Source organism: Microcystis sp. LE19-84.1B (assembly GCF_027531875.1).
Classification (GTDB): domain Bacteria; phylum Cyanobacteriota; class Cyanobacteriia; order Cyanobacteriales; family Microcystaceae; genus Microcystis; species Microcystis panniformis.
Map to the genome: position 1 here is coordinate 1 of NZ_JAPZSR010000211.1, position 2,909 is coordinate 2,909.

Sequence of the window (2,909 nt, forward strand, 5' to 3'; positions counted from 1 at the left end):
GCCAAGCTTTTCTGGTCGGAACCCCCTAAGCCGAGTTTTCCAGGTGCTGCGCCGTCCACTTGGTTTTCGAGACTGGCCTTTTAATTCTAACGTAAAGCCAACCTAGAACGGCGGGGTTTCAGACCCAAAATTTCCGATGAACCGGGCAACTTGACCTTGCCGAACAGTACAATTTCGCTTCGCCGGAGTGATAATAATACCGTTTTGTCAAGTTTTACATTCAATCAGAGTTCCTTTTCGTCAAGAGGTGTGTTCTTATCGTTCAAAACTTCTTATCTGGCGGGGATTGCCGATCAGGGTGCGGGAATTCGCATATCTATTGACCGTCCGAATAATGGGGGGACACAATTAGTTTTCGATAACGTTATACTTGATGCGACTCCTGTTCCAGAACCCTCTAGCCTTCTTGGTTTTATCACCCTAGGCGGCTTAATGCTAGGGAGTGCTGTTAGGCTTACTGGGGGCGGCAGCGACACTTAAGAAAACGGGTTTCTTTGAGAAACCCGTTTTCTGGAAGAGGAGAGGAGGTGCGGGTTTCCTCTCTCTTTTTTTGGGGGAGGTTTTTTGATGGGTAGCATCTCAGTCCTGAATTATGTTAGGATTGGCCGTAGAATGATCAAAAATCGTGACTACACAAGCAACAGTAATCCAAGCTACAGCCAAGGAAATTAGGGAAGAGGTTTTTAGATTTATTCGGCCAGCCCTATTTAATGATCGCTGCCGTTTTCCTGTACCGATCCTAACTGTTGACGCACATCATCGATCGCTAGATTTAACTGGGCAATTTTATCTTCTAAACTGCGGCGGGCCATTTCCATGCCTTCCTCTGGAGTCAAGCGCCCATTGCGGATCTCCTCTAAAAAAGCTTGATTATCCCCATCTCCTAAACCGCGACGGCTGCGATTAGCCAACACTGTCCCCAAAACACCGCCCACTAAACCACCGACAATCGCACCGGCTAAAAAACCGCCCGTAAACCCATCTCGCTGACTCATAATCCCCTTTTCTCCTAATAGGTTCCAAAAGCTCGATCGCCGGCATCGCCCAATCCCGGCACGATGTAACCGCGGCTATTTAATCCTTCATCGATAATAGCCGTATAGATGTTCAAGCTGGGATAATTTTGACTCAATTTCTGTAAAGCCGGCGGGGCAGCCACCACGGAAATCAGGCGAATCAGGGCAGGATCAACGCCTCTGCTGGTAATTTCTGCCATTGCCGTTGAAATTGATCCCCCCGTGGCTAACATCGGTTCAAGAATTAAGACTCTTGTGGCCGGATCAAAACTGGCCGGTAATTTATTTAAATAACAACTCGCCTCTAGGGTTTCCTCATTTCTGGCTAAACCGAGGTGATAGGTACTAGCTAGGGGTAAAAGGCTTTGGGCTCCTTCCAACAGGGCTAATCCTGCCCTTAAAATCGGAACTACGGCCATCGGTACGCTAGGATCGATAAAAGTAGCCGGACATTCCGCTAGAGGGGTTTTAACGCTAGTTTCCAGGGTCGGCAACCATTGCCGCGCCGCTTCGTAGGTTAACCAGCGGCCTAGTTCCGTCATCGCTGTTTTAAACAGTACCGAGGGGGTATTTTGATCGCGTGCGATCGCTAACCAATGCTTAACCAGAGGATGTTCGGGAACATAGACGCGCAGTTGTAAAACCATGAAAACACTAGAACTCGATCGAGGACTAAACTTTATCTTAACAGCTTTTTTCTCCCCACTTCCCACTCCCCACTTCCCGCTTCCCAAACCCCAAAACAGAGGTTAAAATAAAAGCAAGCCAGAAGCTTGCGAGCGGCTTCTGACTTGGCTAATTTTAACGACGACGGGTTCTTTGTCGTCTCCGGGCTACTGCTTTACGCTTTCTCTTTTCTTGAGGGGTTTCAAAAAATTGATGCTTTTTGATATCCGCATAAATTCCCGCTTTCGCTACCTGTCGCTTAAAACGACGCAGGGCTGATTCGATCGCCTCGTTCTGACCAACTACCACTTGGGTCATTAACCTAATTCACCTCCTGTAATTGCTCTCTGCCTAAAAAATGCCAACTTCTCATTATAGCACAATCTAGGGTAAAAAGCGATCCAAGGCGGCCTTTAATTCTTCAATTTCTGTCTCGATACTACCTTCCTGGGCAGCCCGGGCAATACATTCGCTCAGATGTTCGTCGAGAATAATTCTGGCAACGCGATCAATCGCCCCGCGAATAGCGGCAATTTGCATCAAAACTTCGGGACAGGGACGATTTTCCGATACCATCGTCTTGATGCCGCGAATGTGTCCTTCGATCCGCGAGAGACGGTTAATAATTTGCTTCAGGGAAGCTTCGCTATGGACGTGGGGAGTCCCTTTTGACTCGTGGTCATGGCCCGTCTCGTCGTGGTTGTGAAGGGGGTCGAAAGGGGTAATTTGATTAGTCAAGGGCTTACCGTCAATTCAGTTATACTCTCTAGTGTGCCACACTTGCAGACCCCAGCCCCTAGCATAGTTTTGTCCAGTTTGAATTTCCGTTCAGGGGTCTTCGGTTTGAAAGAGGGTGTGGGGTGTGGGGTGTGGGGTGTAGGGTGTCGGGTGTCGGGTGTGGCCCCCCCAACCCCCCCGACATCGGGGGGGCAGGTGGGGTGTGGGGTGTCGGGTGTGGGGTGTAGGGAAGGAAACCTCTTTCATCTGTGGGGGTGAAAATTTGGCTCTTCGTTACTCTTTATGCTAAATCAACAGACAAGATGCCAAGACAACATACTTCTAACCCAAAAATTCCGAAAGTTTCTAAAGCCATAGCCTCTCCGTTTTATTAGTTTAAGTTTATTGTTGATTCCCTCGACCACCCCATTCGTTGTCCTTCGCTCGAAATAACTAATTATTTCTCCAAACCAGTTTCGGATTGTTTGACAACTCTTGGTAAAAACACTG

At 48.3% G+C, this 2,909-nt stretch carries 5 protein-coding genes and 1 pseudogene; 1 reads left to right on the top strand and 5 read right to left on the bottom strand.

Translation table 11 applies throughout. The features are described from left to right. Positions 1–135: 135 nt before the first annotated feature. Positions 136–480: pseudogene (locus O9324_RS27490) on the top strand (PEP-CTERM sorting domain-containing protein); the annotation flags it as partial. Between the two features lie 227 nt (positions 481–707). Here O9324_RS27490 and O9324_RS12075 read toward each other — a convergent pair. The 5 genes from O9324_RS12075 to O9324_RS12095 form a co-directional block, all read right to left on the bottom strand. Further along, a complete protein-coding gene (locus O9324_RS12075) occupies positions 708–995 on the bottom strand; it encodes a ssl2009 family thylakoid membrane protein (RefSeq protein WP_002766601.1) in 288 nt (95 codons plus the stop codon). Between the two features lie 14 nt (positions 996–1,009). Continuing rightward, positions 1,010–1,663, bottom strand: a complete 654-nt coding sequence (gene upp, locus O9324_RS12080) for a uracil phosphoribosyltransferase (RefSeq protein WP_002764021.1) — start codon at positions 1,661–1,663, stop codon at positions 1,010–1,012. A gap of 154 nt (positions 1,664–1,817) precedes the next feature. Then, on the bottom strand, positions 1,818–2,000 hold the full coding sequence (gene rpsU / locus O9324_RS12085) for a 30S ribosomal protein S21 (RefSeq protein ID WP_002738938.1): 183 nt from the start codon (positions 1,998–2,000) through the stop codon (positions 1,818–1,820). Between the two features lie 66 nt (positions 2,001–2,066). Then, the gene (locus tag O9324_RS12090; protein WP_002766602.1) at positions 2,067–2,420 is read right to left on the bottom strand and encodes a metal-sensing transcriptional repressor; all 354 of its coding nucleotides are present in this window, start codon (positions 2,418–2,420) and stop codon (positions 2,067–2,069) included. 290 nt (positions 2,421–2,710) lie between these two features. Further along, a partial coding sequence (locus O9324_RS12095; RefSeq protein WP_196219937.1) for a transposase occupies positions 2,711–2,909 on the bottom strand: 199 nt, incomplete at its 5' end.

Bases quoted from the DNA above. Each gene is read 5' to 3' on its own strand.
- O9324_RS12075 (WP_002766601.1), bottom strand. From the start codon at position 995: ATGAGTCAGCGAGATGGGTTTACGGGCGGTTTTTTAGCCGGTGCGATT.
- upp (WP_002764021.1), bottom strand. From the start codon at position 1,663: ATGGTTTTACAACTGCGCGTCTATGTTCCCGAACATCCTCTGGTTAAG.
- rpsU (WP_002738938.1), bottom strand. From the start codon at position 2,000: ATGACCCAAGTGGTAGTTGGTCAGAACGAGGCGATCGAATCAGCCCTG.